This window comes from Streptomyces sp. NPDC051555 (assembly GCF_044454405.1).
GTDB lineage: Bacteria > Actinomycetota > Actinomycetes > Streptomycetales > Streptomycetaceae > Streptomyces.
In genome coordinates, this window is record NZ_JBITDP010000051.1 from 1 (window position 1) to 17,968 (window position 17,968).

Annotated in this window: 15 protein-coding genes; 10 read left to right on the forward strand and 5 right to left on the reverse strand. The window is 69.5% G+C overall.

The genetic code is table 11. From position 1 onward, the window contains the following. Window positions 1-91 precede the first annotated feature (91 nt). The 6 genes from ACIBEA_RS42625 (at window position 92) to ACIBEA_RS42650 (ending at window position 6,696) form a co-directional block, all read left to right on the forward strand. Window positions 92-334 (forward strand): hypothetical protein, encoded by a 243-nt coding sequence (locus ACIBEA_RS42625; protein WP_399269636.1) that lies wholly within the window; start codon window positions 92-94, stop codon window positions 332-334. Window positions 335-471: 137 nt separating this feature from the next. Beyond that, window positions 472-1,344: a methylamine utilization protein MauJ gene (mauJ, locus tag ACIBEA_RS42630; protein ID WP_399269608.1), complete on the forward strand. Its 873-nt coding sequence runs from the start codon at window positions 472-474 to the stop codon at window positions 1,342-1,344. A gap of 286 nt (window positions 1,345-1,630) precedes the next feature. After that, complete coding sequence (locus ACIBEA_RS42635) at window positions 1,631-3,169, forward strand: serine/threonine-protein kinase (RefSeq protein ID WP_399269610.1); 1,539 nt, start codon at window positions 1,631-1,633, stop codon at window positions 3,167-3,169. 100 nt (window positions 3,170-3,269) lie between these two features. Then, entirely contained in the window at window positions 3,270-4,004 is a 735-nt protein-coding gene (locus ACIBEA_RS42640; RefSeq protein ID WP_399269612.1) for a hypothetical protein, read from the forward strand. 239 nt (window positions 4,005-4,243) lie between these two features. Then, window positions 4,244-6,328 carry a hypothetical protein gene (locus ACIBEA_RS42645; protein ID WP_399269614.1) on the forward strand — a complete coding sequence of 695 codons (2,085 nt, stop codon included), beginning with the start codon at window positions 4,244-4,246 and terminating at the stop codon, window positions 6,326-6,328. Window positions 6,329-6,543: 215 nt separating this feature from the next. Beyond that, window positions 6,544-6,696, forward strand: a complete 153-nt coding sequence (locus ACIBEA_RS42650) for a hypothetical protein (protein ID WP_399269616.1) — start codon at window positions 6,544-6,546, stop codon at window positions 6,694-6,696. A 289-nt stretch (window positions 6,697-6,985) separates the two neighbouring features. Here ACIBEA_RS42650 and ACIBEA_RS42655 read toward each other — a convergent pair whose 3' ends face one another. From ACIBEA_RS42655 to ACIBEA_RS42670, 4 genes are all read right to left on the reverse strand, one after another. Beyond that, on the reverse strand, window positions 6,986-7,600 hold the full coding sequence (locus ACIBEA_RS42655; protein ID WP_399269618.1) for a hypothetical protein: 615 nt from the start codon (window positions 7,598-7,600) through the stop codon (window positions 6,986-6,988). Window positions 7,601-7,717: 117 nt separating this feature from the next. Continuing rightward, entirely contained in the window at window positions 7,718-8,350 is a 633-nt protein-coding gene (locus tag ACIBEA_RS42660; protein ID WP_399269620.1) for a GNAT family N-acetyltransferase, read from the reverse strand. A gap of 87 nt (window positions 8,351-8,437) precedes the next feature. Further along, the gene (locus ACIBEA_RS42665) at window positions 8,438-8,830 is read right to left on the reverse strand and encodes a hypothetical protein (RefSeq protein WP_399269622.1); all 393 of its coding nucleotides are present in this window, start codon (window positions 8,828-8,830) and stop codon (window positions 8,438-8,440) included. Window positions 8,831-8,894: 64 nt separating this feature from the next. Continuing rightward, entirely contained in the window at window positions 8,895-9,524 is a 630-nt protein-coding gene (locus ACIBEA_RS42670; protein ID WP_399269624.1) for a hypothetical protein, read from the reverse strand. 391 nt (window positions 9,525-9,915) lie between these two features. Here ACIBEA_RS42670 and ACIBEA_RS42675 point away from each other — a divergent pair, with 391 nt between their 5' ends. From ACIBEA_RS42675 to ACIBEA_RS42685, 3 genes are all read left to right on the forward strand, one after another. Further along, window positions 9,916-13,677 (forward strand): SNF2-related protein, encoded by a 3,762-nt coding sequence (locus ACIBEA_RS42675; protein WP_399269626.1) that lies wholly within the window; start codon window positions 9,916-9,918, stop codon window positions 13,675-13,677. A 333-nt stretch (window positions 13,678-14,010) separates the two neighbouring features. Beyond that, window positions 14,011-14,889, forward strand: coding sequence for a hypothetical protein (locus ACIBEA_RS42680; RefSeq protein WP_399269628.1), 879 nt, complete (start codon window positions 14,011-14,013; stop codon window positions 14,887-14,889). A 577-nt stretch (window positions 14,890-15,466) separates the two neighbouring features. Then, complete coding sequence (locus ACIBEA_RS42685) at window positions 15,467-15,682, forward strand: hypothetical protein (protein WP_399269630.1); 216 nt, start codon at window positions 15,467-15,469, stop codon at window positions 15,680-15,682. 1,211 nt (window positions 15,683-16,893) lie between these two features. On the opposite strand, the gene ACIBEA_RS42690 is transcribed toward ACIBEA_RS42685, so the two are convergent. Then, a complete protein-coding gene (locus ACIBEA_RS42690; protein ID WP_399269632.1) occupies window positions 16,894-17,313 on the reverse strand; it encodes a DUF3307 domain-containing protein in 420 nt (139 codons plus the stop codon). Between the two features lie 329 nt (window positions 17,314-17,642). On the opposite strand from ACIBEA_RS42690, the gene ACIBEA_RS42695 reads away from it, so the two are divergent. Next, window positions 17,643-17,870 (forward strand): hypothetical protein, encoded by a 228-nt coding sequence (locus ACIBEA_RS42695; protein WP_399269634.1) that lies wholly within the window; start codon window positions 17,643-17,645, stop codon window positions 17,868-17,870. Window positions 17,871-17,968 lie beyond the last annotated feature (98 nt).

Consider the following 17,968-nt stretch of genomic DNA (forward strand, 5'->3'; position numbering starts at 1 on the left):
GCGAGCACGAGCGCCTCTACCCCACCCCCGACCAGCACGACTACGACCTCACGGCCTGAACAGCGATCTTCCCTCCGGGAGAGCTACACCCATCGCGGAACGCACGCTTCTGCGCGCACTCGCCGGGCACTGCCACGCTCCGATCGCCGGGCACGCCACCATCAACGCGGCAGGCGAGACCCGCCTAGCCGCCCGCGTCTACACCCCGGACGGCTCGGTCGTACTCGACTCCGACCTGACCGGACGCGTACCCAAGGACGTGGGAACCGCCGTCGCCGAGGATCTCATCCGCCACGGTGCAACCCAGGTCCTCGCCGCTTCCCGGCGCACCTGATGGGTTTGATGGTGACTGTTGGACGCCACCCGGAAGGCGAGTTCTGGACTCCACCTCGGGGGGTACGAGAACCGAGTTCGGCAGGCGGATCGGGAAGCGGCCCTCCGCGCGGGCGGGCCGGGCCTACCATCGGTGCCGTGATCAACTGGAAACGTGCCACATTTGGTATATGCGCCGCAGGCCTGAACATCGGGGAGGGCTTCACGGCAGACGACCGGTGGGCCATCGTCGACGACGACAGCGAGCACCTGTTCATGCCCATCCCCCTGTCCGCGGAGGGCCAGTACGACCCGAATGCCGAACACGCCTCCCTGGCACAGACCCTGTTCTTCGCGGACTGCCTCGCGTTCGATCACGACTGCCCCACCACCGTCCTCCCGTACAGGAGCAACACCCCGCCGCCGTATGAGGCGATCGGGCCCTTGAGGCCATGGGCAGACCCCGGCCGCTCCTACCGCGACACCCTCGCAGCTGCCGTAGAGCACGCGCACACGCTCCGGTACACCGACGGCGTCACCCTGCGGTACGTGACCGAGGGCGACCCCCTCACCCGCTTCGAGGACCGGTTCGAAGGCCGGCAAGAAGCTTTGTCCCTCTACACCACGGCGATCCGGCAGGTGGACTTCCTCTCCGAGTACCTCGGCCTCTACCGGGTCCTCGAATGGCCTGGCAAGGACAACGGGAAGAAGTTCACCGATGCCAACCTGGACGAACTCCGCGACTACGACTTCGGATCCTTGCGGATGATGGACTCGGGCTTTCCGCTGGACCAGACCGAGGATCCGATCGAAGTGTTCGACACCCTCCGAGAACGGGCACTCGGACGGATCGAAGCGCTCCGAACTGCAAACATCGACATCCCCGCACACCTCTACGCCCTCCGCAACGGGCTGGCCCACGGGAAGCAGGACCTGATCCTGAACGACCTCGGCCCCAGCGTGGATGAGGTGGCCGCCGACCTGCCCGTGGTCAAGCTCCTCGCACGCATGGCCGTGGAAAGGGGGCGGTGACCGGACCGGCCTCGCGGGTAACGCCCCGCCGGCACGGCCTGATACCGCGGTAGGTAAGGGGTGGAGTCCAGAACTCGGCTTCCGGGTGGAGTCACCAGTCACCGCCAAAGCCAACCTGACAGGCGCCCGCTCCCGATCCGCGCGGATACCCAGACAGCACGTGGCCGCGCGCGAGGCCAGCTGCCGGAAGGCGCGGCCGGGGTACCTCCACAGCGTTTGCGTATGCTCCGCGACACCGCCGGGCGGTAGCCCGGACGGGGAACCAGAACGCAGGGCAGGAGGAGAAATGCGCGGCACGACAGTGGCCGGCCGCTACCGGCTGGTGGACATCCTCGGCAGCGGAGGCATGGGGGAGGTGTGGCGCGCCGCAGACCTCAACGAAGGCCACGACATCGCCATCAAGATCATCACCCTGGGGCCGGGCGACGCCGTACGCGAAGCCGCCTTCCGCCGGGAGGCCGGCGTCGCCGCACGGCTGACCCACCCGAACGTCGTCGCCGTCCACGACCACGGCGCCACCGACCTCGACGGCCGGCGCGCCCTCTTCCTCACCATGGACCTGATCGAAGGCCCGCCCCTGAGCGCCCGGATCACCGGACCGCAAAGCCTCACGGACACCCTGACCTGGGCCGCCCAGATCAGCCAAGCCCTGCACGCCGCGCACCAGGCCGGCATCGTCCACCGCGACATCAAGCCGTCCAACATCCTCATCGACCGCCACGGTGCCGCGGTCCTGTGTGACTTCGGCATCGCCCGCCTCGCCGACCTCACCAGCCACCACACCCTGACCGTCACCGGCGCCGTCATTGGCACCCCCGCCTATATGTCCCCCGAGCAGGCCCGCGGCGACAAGGACCTCGCCGCGCCCAGCGACCTGTACTCGCTGGGCTGCCTGATCCACGAACTCCTCACCGGCTCGGCACCCTTCGATGGCACCGGCTGGAATCTTCTGCACCAGCACCTCCACGCCACCCCCGTCGCCCTGTCCACCCTGCGCCGCGACGTCCCCCGCGAGCTCGAGCAGCTGGTCCTGGAGCTCCTGCACAAGGAACCTGCTGGCCGGCCGACCGCCGCCGAGGCCCTGGAGCGGCTCTCCCGGCTTCACTCCGCCCGCGCGGCCTTCGCGGCCGCGCCGACCACAACGCCCACGCGCAGGGCGCCGGAACCCACCGTCCCCGACACCCCGACCGCCGCCCCCCGCTCCCACGGCACCGGTACCCGCGCCACCGCGCTGTGGGCTGGGGCAGTGACCGGGTCCGCGATCGCAGGCGAACTCGCCTGGGCCACCCCCATGCCGAACCCGTGGCCGGTCACGCTCGGGGTCCTCGCCGGCCTCCTCCTGAGCGCTCTCTACCTCCTCGACACACCAGAGCACGCCCAGCCGGAAGAGCTGGAGATCAGCACCGCCGGCCTATTCACCATGCTCCTGATCACCCTCGGCATGTCCGTCGCACTCCTCGTCTCGGCAATGTGGTGGGCCGCCCTGGCCACCGCCATGCTGGGCGGCCCCGTCCTCATCGGCTGCTCCACCGCCGTACGCCAGACCGTCGCGCACGTACTGCACCGCCCCACCCGGCACGCCGACCTCGCCTCAACGGCCGGCGCCCTCCACACCGTCACCCTGCTGCTCGCCGCCGGCCACGCCGACTTCTCCGCTCTCGCGATACTGACCTCCGGGCTCGCGCTCTGGCCTGTCACGGCGCTGATCACCGGGCTGATCACATCCCGCGGAACCCCCAAGCACCATGCCCAGAGCTCCCGCCGCCCAGCAATCCACCCCGCCCAGCCCGCCACCCGGGCCAAGACGGTCCTGGACCGGACATGAACGGGCAAATCCCTTGCCTGCTCCCGGCTGTTCCTGGCCCGGCCCCCAGAAATTCAGTGATCGTCGTCTTCGCCAGAGAACGCGGACGTAGCCTGTCAGCGTGGACGAATCCCTTGAGCAGGTGGAACAGGTGAACATCCATGAGTTCACCAGCCTGGACGCGGCAACGGCGTCAAAGTTCCACTTCGACATCCACGGCCCCTTCCTCGAGACGCTCTCCCCTCGCGTCCTGCCGAGCGAACCGCCCGCCGATGTCTGGTGCCACGAGGGTCTCCTCGACGGTGTTCTGAAGGCGTCGCAGGCCGTCCACGAAGCCGCCCACGCCGTCCTCGCCAGGAGCGTGGGCGCAATACCCATACACCTGGAAGTGGCTCCCGGGCGGGACACCCGCGTCGGCGGCGGATTCCGCGACAAGTTCGACAAACTGGACGCGCAGCTCGCAACGGTTATCGACGTGGGCGCCGGACCCGCGCAGGCGCGCTGGCTGCGCGAGCGCGGCTACACCCACCCTCAACTGCAACGGTGCGTGCTGGAGTACTGCACGTTGGGCGACGCGGCCAACGTAGCCCGTCACATCGCCGAGGGCTTGGTCATCGACCGCGAACAAGCGCTACGGGACGCGGAGCAGATCCTCGCCGCTCCCCGGGCCGCCCGCACGATGAACGCCTTGGCCGACCTACTGTTCTCCGAACACCGGCTGAACGAGCGGCAGATCGCCGAGGTGTTCGAGGACCACCCACTTCCCGCACCCCCACCCATCTGGATGCCGGGCACGCGCCTGCCGATCACCGCAGCCTCTCGCCCCGGCCCGCTCCTGCGAGCCGAATCGCACTGAGACGGCACACAGAGCACAGGCATGCCCGTCCGCCGCCGGCACCGGACGGGAAACCAACGCCACGGTGATGACCCGAGGACGGCAACACCGCGTCCAGGGCAATCGGTGCCGCCCCCAGCAGGCCTGAGTTGACGAGCTGTTTCACCTCTTCCGGAAAATCATGCGCCTCCACTGTCACACCGTGCGGCTTCCAGGCACCTGTAGCAGGTGAGAGACCGAATCCGACCCGGGAGCCGCACGTGAACCTCACACTGACCCCGTACACGCCGCGCCAGCAGTGGAGCTGGCAGGCCGCCGACGCCGCGCTCACGCCGGCCGAACTGCGCCAGATGGCCACCGGCGAGAGCAGCGAGACCGCACAGGCCGAGCTAGACGAACTCGTGGACCGCGTACGCGTCCTGCCAGCGGCCACGGCCGGACAGGCTCGCGGCGAGGCCCGGATCTTCCACGCGCTCATGCACGCCTACGGCCGGCACCGGTCCACGTTGACTGGAGGCCCCTTCGGCATCCGCAGCCTCACCCCCCGCCCGACGGAACTGGTGGTCCGAGTCACGCCCTCGCAGTTGCCCCGCTGGGTCGACGCGCTCGCCCACCAACCTGACGGCCAGGGCGTCGCCGGGCTCCGGTGGGCTCCGCGCCAGGACGGAATCGTCCTGACCCTGGCCGAGACGACGATCGTCTTGGACAGCATTGACGAGACCACCTGGCGTACGGCTCTCCACACGAGGGCCGCCCAACACGACGGTCTGGCTCCGAACTCGGTCCCCGTACTCGCCTCCGAAGCCGAACGGGCACAGACCCAGACTGCGGACCTCGCCGCCATCGCCGACCACCTTTCCGCCACCCTGCGACGCATCCGCTTGGTCGATCGGCTCACCGGCGACGCCAACGTCCACCTGTTCACCACCCGCTACCTCGGCGCGCCCTACCTGATCGAGGCATGTGTGAAAGCCCCCACCGTTCGTCCACTGTGGATCACCCAGTGCCTTCCCCTGGCCCTGTGGCCCACGGGCCGGATCCCGGCCCGTGGACCGGCCGACCCGTCCACTGCCGTGCTCGACCTGCTCATTGCCATCGAGCCGTTCAACGCCCCGCCTCGTGCCGCGCACAACCGTGCCGCGCTTGCCTTGTGCCACCTGGCAGGGAGGCAGACGAGCCGCCGTTTCAACCCCGTCTTCGTGGAGGCGGCTGAGCACGCCCTGGCCGTCGCTGCCCGGGTTCTCTCCGATCCCGAACACGCCGCCATCTACGACGCCGGGGGCTGGGCAGGGAGCTGCCGTACCTCCTGGCGAGGAGCCGCCCGCCGCACCGACCCCTGCATCCCGCCCGGCGCCGAGGAAGTCATCGACCTCCCCACAGACGACCTCATCCGCTTCGGCGCCCAGACCCCGACCCCGTCGGACGCCGACAGGCTCATCAGGGCCGGCCAGGACGTTCTCATCGGCCTGCTCGGCTGGGCACTCGCGGCGGCCACCCGCGCTGACAACCGCCTCTCTTGGACCCGCGAGGGCCTCCTTGGCACCCGGCGTGCCACCCACCCACTACAGGGCCGAAACGGGACTCTGAGCCTCAGGTCCACCCTCGGCTACATCGTTGAGCTGGAAGACCACGGTCTGGCCGCGCGCCCTGCCGAAGACGCCACCGTGTACTGGGAGTCAGGCGACGCGCCCTCCCAGGCCGTCGCCGTCCTAATGGCCGAACACGCCGCGATCGAGGCATCCGTCTGCTTGCCATTCCAGCGCACGGACCGCAAGCACCACCTGCTGCTGCCCGTCACGGCCCCGACCCGCCCCACGATCCGAGCTGTCACGGCGGACGCCGACCGCGACCTTGGGTTCATCACCTTGGCCAACTACATCGCCCAGCCGTATCACCGAGAAGACTCCACGTACGGAGCCGTCGACGGACACTGGCAGCCCCTACCGGATCCGGAAGACGTTGAGGACTCGCCCCACCCCATGCGAACCCTCACCGCCTTCCTCAGCGATTGGAATCAACTGCCCTCGCCCGACCCCGGGGACGAGGCCAACACCACCTCCGTCGACAGCCTTTCCTACCTCCGTTTCCTGGCTGCACACCGCGCGGCTCTCGATCCGTTCGTCAGCTGCTACCTCGCAGCCGCCGACAGCCTCAGCGGTCTGCACACCTTCGAGGAGCGCCATCGCGAAGGCGCCGCAGCCCTCCGCTCCTGCGACCCCATCGCCTTGGCCTGTCAAGGTTTCTACCCCGCCCGCGAACCGCTCCTGCAGATGGTGAAGTCCATCCCGCAGAATCCCGACCAACTGGAGGCCTGGTACGACTATTACCTCGACGAGCTGCGCTGATCCGCCCGCGGGCGGTGCCGCGGCCGAGACCGGCGGCGCCGAGAGGCCGGCTGAAACGCGTCAGCTCGGACCCCCAAGAAAGTGAGCGGGCTGTGCTCGCACTTCCGGCTAGGCTCTCTTCAGCCCGGACCGGACACCGGCGGGGACATGACACGAGGCGCCGGCAGTGCAACTACTTCGCCGGGATGCGCCAGAAGCGCAGGGGGACGATGACGATGGACACCCAGGTTATCTTCAGCGACGAAGCGTCCAACGTGATGCGGACGATGTCCGGTACCCGTCCGGTGTCCGAGCTGCCGCCGCCCTTGGAGACCCTGACCTGGAAGGCCCCGCCGGAGGGGGACGATGCGGACGACCCCTCCTGGTGATCTCCCCTGCGGGCTTCGGTCTGTGGGCTGGGATGGTGGAATTCGAAGGCAGCTGCCTTGTCCACGGAGTCCACGGCCCAGCAGAGCTTTGACCGCCCCGCCGCCAGGTACAAGTGCCTCCTCGAGGTGCGGCCCGTCGGGGATCAAATGATAAGAGCAGCACCCCAAATGATGAGGAAGCCCCCAGCTTGCAACAGCGCAGGCTGGGGGTCGCGTTGTGTCGATCGCCGCCGCCCGCTGAGACAGCAACACGGAACGCCCTTGGACGGGTATGCGAGCGATCGCGGATTCAGCCGGCGTGCCACTCCTGGTGATCCTTGGCCCACTGCTCGCGGGCCCGGGCGCGCTCCGTTACGGCGTCCAGCCGCTCGATCGGCACGCCACTGTCGAGGATCACGTTGACGTGCTGGGGGCCGCCCGGGTGGAAGCGGTGGCCTTGGTCGATGAGCACAACGGTGCGGGCGATGCCATTGCGGTCCGGCATCGCCATCGTCGCCTCCTCGAACGGGCCCGCCGGGCCGCCGGGGACGGAGATCCAGTCCTCGGCCGTTGCCTGCCAGGGGAAGATCAGGTCACCCCCGTGCGGGCCCGTGCCGGTCGGGGCCCCTGCGGGCGCCGGCTCCTCGGCCTCGGCCGCGCGGGCGGACTGCTCCAGCTCGTACACGGCCAGCCGGAACTCCCCGCGGCCCATCTGCCAGAGGATTCCGAGCTGCCGAGTCACCCGGCGCCAGTCCTCCGCCCGGTCGCCGGTGACGGTTCCGCGGGTGCCCAGGATCGTCAGGGTGCGGGTGACGAAGGCGTACCGGGCGCGTTCGCGGCCGTGGTTGCCCTTCATGTCCGCGGGCAGAGCCGGGAGCTGTGCGGCGAGACGCTGGGCGGCAAGGTGCGTGGACGGCGGAGGCATACGGAGTCCTTGGGCTGGGGCGGGATGGGCGGAGCGATCGGTGCCGCGACGACGTGAAGTCGGCGCGGCACCGAGCGGGGAGGGGGTGGGGCGAGGGCGGCCACGGGCCGGAACGGGTCAGTCGGGAAGGAGGCCGGTGATCGTGGGAAGTCCCTGGACGGTGGTGACGGAGACGTCGGGGGCAAGGATCTTGAAGGCGTGCTTCCAAGGCCGGTCGGCGAGCGTGAACAGGCCGAACATCGGGAGCATGAGGGACAGACGATTGACGCTGGTGTATCCGAGCCGCTCGTAGAACGCGGTCAGGTCCCGGTCGTGGCGCAGCGTCAGCGCCGCGTATCCGGAACCCCGGAAGGTCTCCTCGGCCTGTCGGAGGAGATCCTTTGCGATGCCGCGGCACCGGTGGCCGGGCCGGACTGCCAAGGCGTGGACCGTGGAGATGCGGTGCACGAGCCGACGCCGAACCAGGCCGGAGGCGCGGCCAGGCTTGGCGATCCAGTTCGGCGGTCCGCACACGATGACGCCCACCGCGAGACCGTCGGGGTCCTCGGCGATCAGGAAGTGATTCTCCTGGTGGGACAGGGGGCCGTCGTCAGTGGCGGTGAGTGCGCCCCGCATGGGGGCGAGGGCGGCGGGCACTTCGTCGGAAGGCAGATGGAGATCAACCAGGGAAGCCAGCTCGATGACGGTGTCGGCGTCGGCGGGGGTAGCGGTGCGGATGCGGGTGCCGGAGCGGGTGGTCAGGGTGTTCATCGGAGGGCATTCCTTCGGTAGTGCGGACGTGGGGGTGGTCCGCGATGCGGCTGGTGGAGGGCGGGCGGGAACCGGGCCGGGTGGGGGCTAGTCCGACTGGACGGTCCAGCCGAAGAAGAGCCAGCTCCGTTCGGCTCCGCGGGTGTCCAGGAGCAGCGCCCCGGTGCCGCCGCTCCTGATGCACGGGTCGTCTTCTTCGGTGAGGCGGTCGGCCAGCCATTCGGCGTCGTCCTCGCAGAGCGGCCCGCCGTCCGGGCCATCGAAGGCGGCGTAAAAGTCGCCGAGTTCGGCAGCGGCAGCACGGAGTGCGGCCCGCTCCACGACGACCGTGACCCGCTTCACCCGCGTGAGATCCGGGTGGCGCACGAAGGGACTGCGGGGCCGGGCATGTTCCTGGGCGGTGTACCGGGCGACGGCGCCTTCGGGGGTGGCGCCGCTTGCGGTGAAGCGGTACAGCACGGGAGAGAGCAAGGGGTTCACGGGATTCCTCATCGGGGTGTACGGCCGCCGGGCGCGGAGCCCGGCGGCCGGGGCGGAGAGGTGATCAGGCGGGCTGGCCGGGCAGGACGCGGTGCCCGCACCGCATGGCGTGCATGATGCGGGCCACGGCGGCGGGGATGATCCCCTCCTTGGCGGTGCTCCGGAGACCGGCGTTCTTCATGCGGGACTGCGCCTCGCCCCGGGTGCGTACGGCGTGGAAGACCCGCTGGTTGAGATCGACGGCGTGCACGATCCGGATCTCCCGGCGGCCGGACACCAGGTGATTGACGCGTTCGCCCCTCTGTGCGCGTCGAGCCAGATGCGGGGGCAGGGCGACGGTGCTGTCCCGCGTCCAGCCCTCGAACATGAACCCGACCGCGCACACGGTCGCCTGCGCCGCGTCAGCGGGCGGAAGGAGATCCGGAACGGGAGGAAGCGGGGCCGCCAACTTGTCCAGGGCATCTGCCGGGTTGAAGCCGCCGGGGCACCACAGGTGCTGCGGGTACAACGCGGTTTCGACCAGGTCGCCGGGCAGGAGGCGGAGCGTGAACAGCTGGGTGGGGCGGTCCCATCCCCGACGCTCGCCGAGCTGGTCTTCGATGCCCACGATCGCGGCGGCGATGGTGTTGGCGTGAGGATCATCCGGCGAAACGATCGGGGCGGAGAAGTGGAAGCTTTTGGGCTCCGTGGACATGGCAAGTGCACCTTTCCGTGCGGCCGTAAGCGGGTACGGCCGTGCCGAAGTGGTCTGAACGGGGGAGGAGGGGCGAAGGACGCCCTGTCGATGACAGGAAGTTACACGCAAATGCAGAGATAGGCAACGCATTTGTTTGGGTGTGTCACCAGGGGTGGTCCGGCATGGTCGGTCTCACCCGCTTCGTGCCGTGTGGCGGCAGCGGCTGCCGCGCCCGCACGCGACAATGAGCACTGGTAGCGACGGCATCCGGTTCCTGGGGGAGTGCTCTTTGTCCATCGACCATCTGCAACCCGCTGGAAGCCCCGCGACGCTTGCCATCCGCACGACCGCACCAGGAATCCCGACCTCCCGCACCGGTCACACCGATGCCGGTACGTCACTGGCCGGGATGAGCGCCGAGGCCTTCCACCGCTCCTTGCAGCAGGCCCGCGAGGCTGCGCCCGCTGCCGCTCGCCCCGTCGCCGCCGAAGCCGGGCGCCGCCTCGCGCACAGTCGACTGGAAGTCCGCGACCTGCGACTTCTGCTGCTGGAGATGCCCGACACCGAGGTCTGGGCCGCCCTGCGCCGGGCTGCCCTGGCCGCTGTCACCACCAGCCTGGCGCTGGCCCCGAGCATCATCTCGATGCACGCCCAGCTGCTCCGGCTGCCCGCGGCGACGGTCCGCGAAGGCCAGGACACCGGAGGCGAACCATACTTCGTGGCCCAGGCCGCCCTCGTCGTCGGCGGCCGCGAGGTCACCGGCAACATCCAGCGCTCCCGCACCCGCAAGGGCGCCCGCCAGCAGGCGATGGCGACACTCGTCGCCGCACTCGCCTGCCTGCCCGAGCCGCTCACCGATCACGCCGCGCCGACCTGGAACTGGGATCCCACCCCGGCCGATCCTCCCCAGCCGGCAGTCCCGGGCACCGGCTCGGCACTCCCAGGGGAACGCAACCCCATCTCCGTCCTCAACGAATACGCCCAGGCCGGCCACATCACACGCCCCGACTTCCGGGTGACCGCGACCTCCCCCACCCACTTCACCGCGACAGTCACCGCCGTCCACCGCGGGCAGCAACTCACCGGCACGGGAGAAGGATCAACCAAGCAGGGAGCCCGCGCGCTGGCCGCCGACCTCCTCCTTCAGGCACTGCAGCAGGCCCTCACCGCCGACCGCGCCCCCGCACCACCCACTCCTTCGGAGGAGTCGGGCCCCCCGGCACCCGCGCCGGCACCCGCGCCGCAGACCACCCGGCCCACCCAGGAACCCCCACAGCCCCGCCCAGCTGGCACCGGCGAACTGTTCCGGGCCCGGGCGGTCCTCGAGCGCACGCTCGCCGACGGCGCGGCCCTCACCCTGCTCCCCTCAATCCACCCCGCCCGCACCGCGTGGATGATCTCCAGGCCCGACGGAGCCCCGCTCACCGAAGCCCAGACACCGCCCGCGCCGCTCCAGGCCCTCACCCGCGATCTCGTCCTACCCGGCCCCGGGGCCACCATCCCGCGCCGCGCCACCGTGACCGGCATCGCCGTCCCCCTCGCTCTCGCCCTGCCCGCCCTGCTCAACCCCGGCGACAACGAACACCCCTCCGTCACCGGATGGCGCCCCGCGCTGCGCCTCGCCCTCCAGTGCGTCGCCCAGCAGCGCGTCCACCCCGCCCTGACCACCGACGGGCAGGACTGCTGGCGCGTCGGCCCGCTCACCGAACCGCTGCGCCAGGCGGTCACGACGGCCGCCGCCCAGCTGGCCCCAGAGGGCCACGGACTCCTCGCCGGCAAAACGCCCGTCCGCATCGCGGCCCCGGAGGCGTCCGTGTGGACCCTCCTCGACGCCGTCGCCGACACCATGCTCCGTACCCCCGGCGCCGCCACCGTTCTCGGAGCCGGCCCCTACAGCGGACCCGCCAGCCAAGACAGGCCCCCGCAGCCGGAACTGTGGCGGTGGGCGGATGCGATCGAGGACACCGCCGACCCCCACCCCGTCCCCGGCCTGGTGCTGCGCATCAAGGAGCCCGACCCCACCAGCCGCATCCCGGCCGTACCGGCCACCCTGCACCTGACCGCCGACGACATGGACGACAGCGTCTCGGCGATCACCGTCTGGAACAGCCCCTCCGCCCACCCCGGCCTCACCCCCGCCCACCTTCCCGGCGTGCGCCGCGTCCTGCGCCGCGCCGCCCGACTCTTCCCGCCGCTCACCGGCCTCGCCGCCCAGGAACGCCCCAACAGCACCACCCTGTCCGCGAAGGACCTCGCCCACCTCCACCTCCAGGCGACGGCCCCACTCGCCGACCTCGGCATCACCATTCACTGGCCCGCCTTCCTCACCGACGCCCTGACCACCACGGCCGTCATCGGCACCCCCGACGACACCGACACCCCAGCCTCCGGCAGCGGCCACCTCGCCCTGGAACGCCTCGTGGACTGCCGCTGGCACGTCAACCTCGACGGCGAACCGCTCACCGACGAGGAGATGACCGCCCTGGCCGAGGCCGCCTGGCCACTGATCCAGCTGCGCGGACGCTGGCTCCTCCTCGACCCCGAAACCGCCCGCCGCGCCAGAACACGCGAGCTGGCACCCCTGCCATCCCTCGACGCCCTCGCCGCAGCCCTGTCCGGCACCCTCACCCTCCACGGCGAAACCATCGAAGCCCGGCCCGCCGGCACCCTCGCCACCCTCGTCGACAAGCTGCGCCAGGCCCCCGAAGATCCCCGGCCCGTCCCGACCCCGGCCACCCTGAACGCGGACCTGCGCCACTACCAGCAACGCGCCCTGACCTGGCTCGCCCACACCCTCGACCTCGGCTTCGGCGCCCTGCTCGCCGACGACATGGGACTCGGCAAGACGCTGACGACGATCGCCTTGCACCTCCACCGCGCCGAGACCACCGCCACCGGACCGACGCTGGTCGTGTGCCCAGCCTCCCTGATGACGAACTGGCAGCGCGAGATCACCCGCTTCGCACCCGGCACCCCCGTCGTGCGCTACCACGGCACCGACCGGGCACTCGGTCCCGAGACCCTCGGCAACAGCACCGTCGTCATCACCACCTACGGCACCGCGCGCCGCGACACCCCCGCCCTGACCGCCATCCCATGGGGCCTGGTCGTCGCGGATGAGGCCCAGCACATCAAGAATTCGGCCGCGGCCACCGCCAAGGCACTGCGCGCCCTGCCCGCCCGCGCCCGCCTTGCCGTCACCGGCACCCCCGCGGAGAACAACCTCACCGAGCTGTGGGCCATCCTCGACTGGACCAACCCCGGCCTCTTCGGCACCCGGGCCGCCTTCCGCGCCCGCTACGGCGCCGTCGAAAAAGACCCCGACTCACCCGCCGCCGCCCAACTCGCCCGACTCGTGCGCCCGTTCATGATGCGGCGCCGCAAAGCGGACCCCGGCATCGCACCCGAACTCCCCGGCAAGATTCACCACCACCGCATCGTCGCCCTCACCGACGAACAGACCGGCCTGTACGAGGCGACCGTCCGCGACACCATGGACAAGATCGCCACCAGCACCGGCATCGAACGCCGCGGCCTGGTCCTCAAACTCCTCCAGGCCCTGCGCCAGATCTGCAACACCCCCGCGCTCTACCTCAAGGAACCCCCGGCCGGCACCGACTTGGCCGACCGCGTCCGCCGCTCCGGCAAGCTGGCCGTCCTCGACGACCTCCTCGCCACCCTGGCCGAGCGGGGCGAAGCAGGCCTGATCTTCACGAGCTACGTGCAGATGGGCCGGATCCTCGAGCACCATCTGCGTGCCCGCGGCCGCTCCGTCTACTTCCTCCACGGCGGGACACCTGCCCCCCGCCGCCAGGACCTCGTCGACGCCTTCCAGAACGACCCCGACCCGGCCCCGCTGTTCATCCTGTCCGTGAAGGCGGCCGGCACCGGCCTCAACCTCACCCGGGCCGAACACGTCATCCACTACGACCGCCCCTGGAACCCCGCCGTCGAAGACCAGGCCACCGACCGCGCCCACCGCATCGGACAGCACCGCACCGTCCAGGTCCACCACCTGATCACCGAAGGCACCGTGGAAGACCACATCTCCGCCCTCCTGGACCGCAAGCGCGCCCTAACCGAAGCCGTCCTCACCTCCGGCGAGAGCGCCCTCGCCAACCTCGACGACACCGAACTCGCCGCCCTCATCACTCTCCAGGGGAACCGATGACCGGCCTCCCGACCCCCCCGCAACACGGCACCCCTCGCCGCCGCGTGGAAACAGAACTTCCACCTGGCCACCAACGGATCCCCCTCCTACATCAAGGGCCTCAACGCCTTCCGCACCGGCGCCATCGGTCAGATCCATGCCGCCCCCGGACAGCTCACCGCCTCCGTCGCCGTCAAGAAGGCCACCCACAAAGCCGCCCTGCACCTGCCCCAACTCAGCCAAGACCAGTGGCACACCCTGGCCGGCCGGCTCGCCGACATCCCCCAGGCCGTCGCCGACCTCCTCGCCAACCGGGTCCCCGCCGCCATCGCAGACCCCGCCCACGCCCGCGGCATGACCATCGTCCCCGCCCCCGAGCAGATCACCTTCTCCTGCTCCTGCCCCACAGGCAACCTCGGCCGTGTGTGCGATCACAGCGCAGCCCTCGGCCACGCCGTCGCCGAACGCCTCGCCGGCGCCGCATCCGTACTGCTCACCGCCCGCGGCATGTCCGCCCGCGAACTCGCCGCGCTCCTGCGCGACCGCCTGGACGGCACCGACCTCGCCACCCTCCCAGCGGACCCCGACGGAACAGTCCGGGCCGACCAGCTCTACTCCCTATACGCCCACCGCCCTCCACACCAAGCCCCGCCCGAGGCAGTTCTCGACACCATCACGCCGATCACCGCCACCCTCGACGAACCACCCGCCCCCTGCCCCTCAGCCGCGGACCTGGAGTGGATGACCAAGGACGCAGCCGCCCGCGCCCGCGCACTACTGGCCGGCCACGCGACACACCCCCACGACCCGCTCGCCGACACCGTGCGCATCCTGGCCACCCCCGACGGCGTCAGCCGGCTCGCGGACGCCGCGCACGCCACCGGCCACGACGAAGCAACCCTGCGCACCATGATGATCGGCTACCGCCACGGCGGACCGGCCGGAGCCCACACCGCCCTCGCCCCGACTCCGACGCCGTCCCTCACGCTGAAACGGGCCCGGGAGACGATCAGGCTCTCCCGGGCCTTCGGCCTCGGAACGCTCGACATCGCGGAAGGGACCCTGACGGACACGTCCGCCGGAGTCCAGGTCCGCCCAGGCCCTGATGGCCGCTGGTACCCCTTCACCGCAGCCGGGAGCGAATGGCGTCCGGCGCCCGGAGCCTGCGACGATCCGGCGGACGCCTACCGGGCCGCCCGACGGGCCCGGGCTTCACGACCCACAGCCAGATGACCGCCACGCCGTGTCTCTCACGAAGCCGCAGGAGGCCGGCGACGCAGGACCGGCGGGAGGACGCCGGATCCGCCGGGACAGCACGGGAGAGCAACACAGGGGCCGTGCCATGCTGTTGTCGCAAAGTCTGCGCGACGAAGCCCGAGCCGCGAACCCACATGGCGGGAGCTGCTCGGCAGCTGGCAGCCGGAACGTAAGTCACGCAGGCGTACATGAGAATGGACAGCCGCGGACCCGCGCGCGGCGCGTTGAGGAGGAGACCGGTGGATCAACAAACCGGAGTGCGTGTCTCCCCGTTCGTCCGAGACCGGCAGGACGAACTGAGAAGCGAGCAGCACCCCGAAGGCCACGACGCGTACGTCCAATCGTGGCGCGATCCCCACACGCTCAACCAGAGCTACGCCAGCGCCGTGCAGGAAGGCGACCCCGAGGCGGCTGGCCGCTGCCTTGACGCGCTCACAGTGATGGCCGCCCGCCGGAATGACCAGCCGGACTACCCGTCCAACCTCGCAGCCACTCCCGCCCCCGCTACGGGAGACGACGCGGACGGTGCGCACACCGGTCCGACAGCGCGGCCATGAAGACCGTGCTGCCCGCGTCCAGCATGGTCGTCGCCATGCTGGTGCTCCTGCCGTACGTGCTCCACCTCGGGATCACGTCCTGGACCGTGGGCTGGGTGGCCATCCTCGCCGGGACCGTCACGGTGCTCGGGCTTCTGGCCCTGTTCGAACATCTCACCGCCGTTGAGGCCGACGAAGCGCCGGGAACAGATTCGGTCCAGCCGGGGGAGTAGCGGCAGAACCGGCTGGGCAAGGGGCCCGGGCCCAGACCGCCGCTCATGCGGCCGCCACCAAGGAGGCGAGCAAAAGCGCTGTGACGTGCGCCGTCTGGCCTGTTGACTGCACCAAGTTGTCGATCGCGCCCGGGCCCACCGCTCACACCGGTGGGCCATGGTGCACTTGAACCTTCCGCATCCCGCATCGCGGGGTCACAGCCGAGCAATGAGGACGCGGAGACACGATCCCCGACCTGCTCCGGATTGCACTTCACCATCATCGGCGAGAGGCTTGTGTTAAGGAGAGTTCGATCTTCGGGATTCAGTGCGGCTCGAAAGGGCTTGATCGTGGCGCGAATTGACTCTTTTTCCGAATTGCGCGATCGCGAAAACGTGCGAATCTTCAGCGCCCCCGCTTCCGTAATTAGGGCGTGGGGAAACCCGTCAGACACAGGCCGGAATTGGGCCAACAGGTATCCCACAATGTGCCACTACACTGGGATCGATTCCCTTGCCCGAATTAGGCGCGATGGAATTCGACCCGACGCATGGGTTTCCCCGACAGCATATTCGGCCTGCGCGGCCCCCTATTCCTTGGGGCTTTATGACCCCAAGGACCTTGTGGTGGTCATCGACACGGGTCTAATTCCTGAACTTTGGGGCCCTTCCATCACTCCACCCGGAATATTCCCTGACGTTTGGGCTGGAGGGGGCATAGAGTTTCAGGTAGGGGCAGCAGGAGCGCCTGTCGGCAGCATCATGCACGTGCTCCCTCTCGAAACATGCGGGGATACAGTCAGCGGCAGGCTCGCCAAGGGAGGAGCAAGTGGTGGCGGTCTCGTTGTTTGCAAGTGCGGTGCGCGCCATTGAGCACAGTGCCGAGCTAACTGCAAAAGAATTCAGTGAGTCTTCTGCTCCTGCCCACCTTTGGGACGAGGGGCATAACTGGATACTGTTCTGCACTGACAAGGTAGACGGCGAGGAAGTGTATTGGGAGACTAGGGTTGAGTTGCGACCTTTCGCCGACCTCCCAATGGGTAACGAGGAGGAGGCGACAGTCGTCTCCGTTGCAGTCCGAGCGAAAGCATGGATCCCCGGAGACAGTCAGGCGACTTGGAGTAGGACCCCCAGTTCGGAGACGTGGAGTATCCAAGACCGCGCCGAAGATGAATTGCAGAAGGCTATTGAACGATGGCTGATACCTGCCTGGCATTCAGCCATGATAAATACTAAGGAGCAGATCGGAAATCTTTCGAGCGTAGCCGATCAGCGCAGAAGTGTGATGGAGTCTCCCTGGCCTTGATGGTGCAGAGAAGATCGACGAGCGGAGCTCCGCCCTTCTCGAAGAAGCCGGAGCTGCCGGTGTGCTCCATCCACCACTGAACGGGCCAACGCCGATCGATAACACCATGTGACAAGCCCACCCAGTCAGTAATCGCAGCGGGCAGACCCGGCGGCAGATCCAAGAGGACCGATCCGGCGCCGAGCAGAAGCGCAGACACGACTACATGCGTCCCCGCATGGGACAACAGAGCCCGCCAGCCGGCGGCGCTCGGTAACGCCTTGCGCTCGCTTTGCCGATCCATCTGGAACGCGTAATCGGAGAGGAGATGGGCCACATAGAACAGGATGAAGACCTCGGCGCACATGCGCTTCCTTCGTTCGATGTGATGGGCTGAGGGGGGCCAGGTCCCACCCTGGGACCGGTGGCCTTTGAGCTGCGCACACCAAAGTGCACACCGCGCGTGAAACGGCTCTCATTCGCTCCGGCCTGGCGATGCCAGGGCGTTGACAAGCCGACGCCGGACCCCGTCCGCCGTTGCCGCCTGGGCCTCCGCAGAGCCGAAGCATCTTGATCCACGGCGTAGAAGCCAGCGCGGGAAGCGGCCGTGGAGCAGTCCCGGCGGAACCCGGGACGGCAGGAGCCAGGGCGCGGCCGGTACTTGCCAGACGTCGCGATCATCCAGAGAATCTGGTCATGGAGAACCCGGAACCCATCCCCGAAGCCAGCACGGCCACGCACCGGACCGGGGCGGTCGAGCGCTTGGCTTCGGCGGCGAACACGTTCCCCCGCACGCCCCTTGTCCTCGTCCTCGATGAGGTCTGGGCACTCTCGGCACACCTCGACCGGTCCGAGCAGGAAATCCTGTTCCAGGGCAGACGAGTCCCGGCCAGCTACGCCCCAGCCCGATACAGCGCAATCTGAGAGGGGTGTAGCTCTTCCAGAGGGACTGGCTCGAGGCGGTCTGAGCTGGGAGTTTCCTGATCTGGCTGCGATGGCGGGCTCGGGCTCGTAGCGTCGGG